Below are 3,514 nucleotides of genomic sequence, written 5' to 3'. Positions count from 1 at the left end.
CGCGCGAAACTACTTCGCCGTCGTCGCCATTGCCGCCACTCTGCTCTGGATAAGGTAACTGTCCACACGGCCTAGACCGAGCGAAGCGATCCGATGCATCGGCAAGCCGGTCACGTCATGGCCATCGAACGCGACCGAACCCCGATCCGGATTCACCAGGCCAGTGATCGTGTTCAGCAGGGTGGTCTTGCCGGCTCCATTGGGACCAATGAGGCCAGTGACACGCCCCTTCGCAAACGAAAGCGAGCAATCGTGCAAAGCCGCGACACCGCCGAAGTGCTTGCTGAGATGCTCAACTCTCAGGAAGGCGCTCACCAGCCACGACTCCCCGGAACATCCGACATCACGCCTCGCTCGCGCGTGTCATGACAGCCCCAAACACCACCCCACCGCCCCTGATTAAAACTTGAACACATCCGCTTTTATAGTGTGCACGCACAAATTTGATCCTTTGCGGACGTTAGATTGCGCCCTTCCTGCAAGCAAATTTATTGTGCTTCGCGAAAAGCAAAGTTCTATTTATGATCTGGCCATGGGTCGCCCGCTCGAGATCAACCTCCTTCGCACGTTCGTCATGCTCGTGGAGGAACAGAGCGTGACTCGCGTCGCGCGACGGCTCAATCGAACTCAGCCCGCGATCAGTCTTCAGCTTGGCCGCTTGAACGACGCAGTCGGACGTCCGCTGTTCGAACGAGACCTTCGCCACCCGCGTCTCACGCGGCATGGAGAGATGCTGTTGCCCTACGCGCGCCAGATGCTGAAGATGCACGATGATGCATATTCGCGTCTTTCGAGTGAAGAGATCGCCGGCCGCGTGACGCTCGGCTGTCCAGATCTCTATGCCGCATTCCTTTTGCCCGAGACGCTTGCAAGCTTCAGGGCCGCGTATCCCGGGATCGAGGTCACGGTCCGCTGCGCACTCAGCGCACAACTCTCCGAGGAAATTTCGGCCGGGCGACTCGACGTTGCCCTTGCAACGCGGATGCCTACCGTTCATCCTAATGTCTCAAGCATCACACTTCTGCGTCATGAGCCGCTGGTCTGGCTTGGCGCGAAATCGGGACGGGCGTTTCAGGAAAAGCCGTTGCCGCTGGCTCTGCTTCCCGAGGGCAATCTCTACCGGGACTACGCCTTGCAAGCGCTCAACAATGCGAGTCGGGCATGGCGCATTGCCTCCGTTTCGGAAAGCATCGCCGGGATGGAGGCGATGGCGCTCGCAGATGCGGCCGTCATTGTGCTCGCAGAGTCGGTCAAGGTTGCAGGATTGCGTCGCCTGACCGAACAGGACGGGATGCCGCCGCTGCCGCCTGTCGAACTCGTGCTTTGGAGGCGCAAGACCGGAGCGTTTCCGGCCGCAGATCATCTGGCCGCTCATATCGAGCGCGATGTTGGAACAAATCCGGCGCGTCGACGTCAAGCCAAACTTGCCGAGGCGCTCTGAGCGGAAACATCAGCCCTGCCGCATGGCGTCCTGCGTCAGGCGGCCTCGTCTCGCAGGTGATACCAGCCATAAAGCATCCGCTGTCCGAGGCGACGAAACGGCGCGAATGGATGCCCAGGCAGTCGCGAGGTGAAGATAGGCAGGTCGTAGCCGCTGAATGTTTTCCCCGCGATCATCTGCGCCATGCGCCGGCCGGCCTGCGCCGAATAGGAAACGCCGTTCCCGCCATAGCCGAGCGCATAGACGAGCGCCTGCTTCGGGTCGGGGCGGAAAATGCGCGGCATCATGTCGTGGCTAACATCGACCCAACCCCACCAGGAGTAATCGATTTCGATACCGCGAAGCGTTGGAAATTTCCGATTGAGTCCCTCGATAAGGAGCTGAAGGTGCTTTGGATGAGTCGCGTCCGCGCCGGTGATGGCGCTGCGGCTGCCGATCTGAACGCGATTGTCCGGCAGCAGCCGATAGTAGAAGCGAAGCGTTCTTGTGTCGGTGATGACCTGCTTGGTGCGAAAGCCGGTGGCTTCCAGCTCTGCAGCGGTCAGCGGCCGGGTGACCATCGAATTGGAGAGGATCGGCATGCATCGGCCATGCAGCACCGGTGTCAATCCGAGCGAGGTGTAGGCGCCGGTCGCAATCGCCACCGCGCGCGCCTTGACCGTGCCGCCCGGCGTCTTCAGGAGAAATGCTCCACCGCGCGGCTCGATGTGGAGAACGGGGCTTGCCGGATGCACGCGCGCTCCGAGATCGCGGGCCATCTTGAGATAGCCGAACGCAAGTTTCGCCGGATGGACGCCGATGCCGAGCGGTTCGTGAATCGCGCCAACCGCTTCCGCGTCGGCGACGAAATCGCGTCGCACCTCCTCACGTGACAGGACGCGCGTCGTGGTGCCGAAAACGTCGTTCAGAACTTTCGATTCGGCGGCAATCTTTTCCAGGCGACGCTGGCGATGCGCGATATAGAGGTGCCCACCCGACTGCGGCTCGCAATCGATGGGGCTCTGGCGAACCAGTTCCTCGAACGTTGCAAACCCGTCTTCAATTTCGGCATGCATGCGGCGGGCGACATCCACACCCCAGCGGGCGATCCACTGCGAGTGCGTCAGCCGGCCGGCGGCATTCTGTGCCTGGCCTCCATTGCGCGTGCTGCATCCCTAGGCGACGCGATTGGCCTCCAGTATGGTGGCCTTGATGCCGTACTCGCGGGCGAGAAAGATCGCGCAGGCAAGGCCGGTGTAGCCCGATCCGATGATCGCGACGTCCGCATCGGTATCGCCGACGATCGGCCCGTCGCTTTCAGGCGGAGTTCCCGCCGTCGCGATCCAATAGGTCGGGGCATAGTCCCTGTTGCGCCCCGGACCGTCCGAGACCAAGGGATCGTAGTGAGGGTCGTAGGCCACGGCCGGCGCGGTCACCTGCACGTTCATCGCAGCACAGTCTCCTCCGTTGCAAGCGCGGGCAGCAGCGGACGATCCTTCCGGAACGCGCTCTTGGCGCAAATCTTGTCACCGCGGAAGGTGAACAGGTCGCACCCTTCCGCCTCGATGCATTGGCCATCCTTGGTGGTCGCGCGAAAAATCCATTCGGAAATTCCACGATCGCCGAACACGGCGGGGCGGGTGCACTGCCAGCTCACATCGGGCATGCTGGTCCACGTATTTTCAAACGCGGCGCGGACCTCCTTGGTCCCAGTCAGACGGCGACCGCAGATATCGGGACCAGCGGCGGCATCAAATACGATGTCGTCCGTCATGCAGGCCATAACGGCGACACCATCGTGGCGGTTGAAGGCCGCGAACAATTCTTCAAGAAGATTTCGCCTGAGAGCTTCGAGCGTCGACATGTGGTTTTCCTGAGGGGCCGGCAGGCGCCAAGGCTTTGGTGTCAGGCGGCTCGGTCGCAAGCTGCCACAAGGCCGACGACCCCCTTAGAACCAGATCGGCCGATCCTCTGTGACCAGAACTGGCCCGATGGTACGGCCTCGGCTGGCTCCTTCGACTAGCATTACAGTTGTCTTTTTGTTTTGAAGTGCGCGCGCTGGGCGGCGGCCTGGTGAGCTCTACGCCAAAGTGA

General features: G+C 61.6%; 3 protein-coding genes and 1 pseudogene. 1 reads left to right on the top strand and 3 read right to left on the bottom strand.

Features of this window, described 5'->3' with window-relative positions:
• Positions 1–9: 9 nt before the first annotated feature.
• The gene (locus tag AAFX91_RS39990; protein WP_394570163.1) at positions 10–315 is read right to left on the bottom strand and encodes an ATP-binding cassette domain-containing protein; all 306 of its coding nucleotides are present in this window, start codon (positions 313–315) and stop codon (positions 10–12) included.
• Positions 316–493: 178 nt separating this feature from the next.
• On the opposite strand from AAFX91_RS39990, the gene AAFX91_RS39985 reads away from it, so the two are divergent.
• Positions 494–1,441 carry a LysR substrate-binding domain-containing protein gene (locus AAFX91_RS39985; RefSeq protein WP_394570162.1) on the top strand — a complete coding sequence of 316 codons (948 nt, stop codon included), beginning with the start codon at positions 494–496 and terminating at the stop codon, positions 1,439–1,441.
• Positions 1,442–1,476: 35 nt separating this feature from the next.
• Here AAFX91_RS39985 and AAFX91_RS39980 read toward each other — a convergent pair.
• A pseudogene (locus AAFX91_RS39980) lies at positions 1,477–2,868 on the bottom strand (NAD(P)/FAD-dependent oxidoreductase).
• A complete protein-coding gene (locus tag AAFX91_RS39975; RefSeq protein ID WP_394570161.1) occupies positions 2,865–3,284 on the bottom strand; it encodes a nuclear transport factor 2 family protein in 420 nt (139 codons plus the stop codon). The pseudogene AAFX91_RS39980 and the gene AAFX91_RS39975 overlap by 4 nt, the downstream one beginning before the upstream one ends.
• Positions 3,285–3,514: the final 230 nt, after the last annotated feature.

The sequence above is a fragment of the Bradyrhizobium sp. 31Argb genome, assembly GCF_043638955.1.
In the GTDB taxonomy this organism is placed as follows: domain Bacteria; phylum Pseudomonadota; class Alphaproteobacteria; order Rhizobiales; family Xanthobacteraceae; genus Bradyrhizobium.
This window is presented reverse-complemented; position numbering and strand designations above follow the sequence as displayed.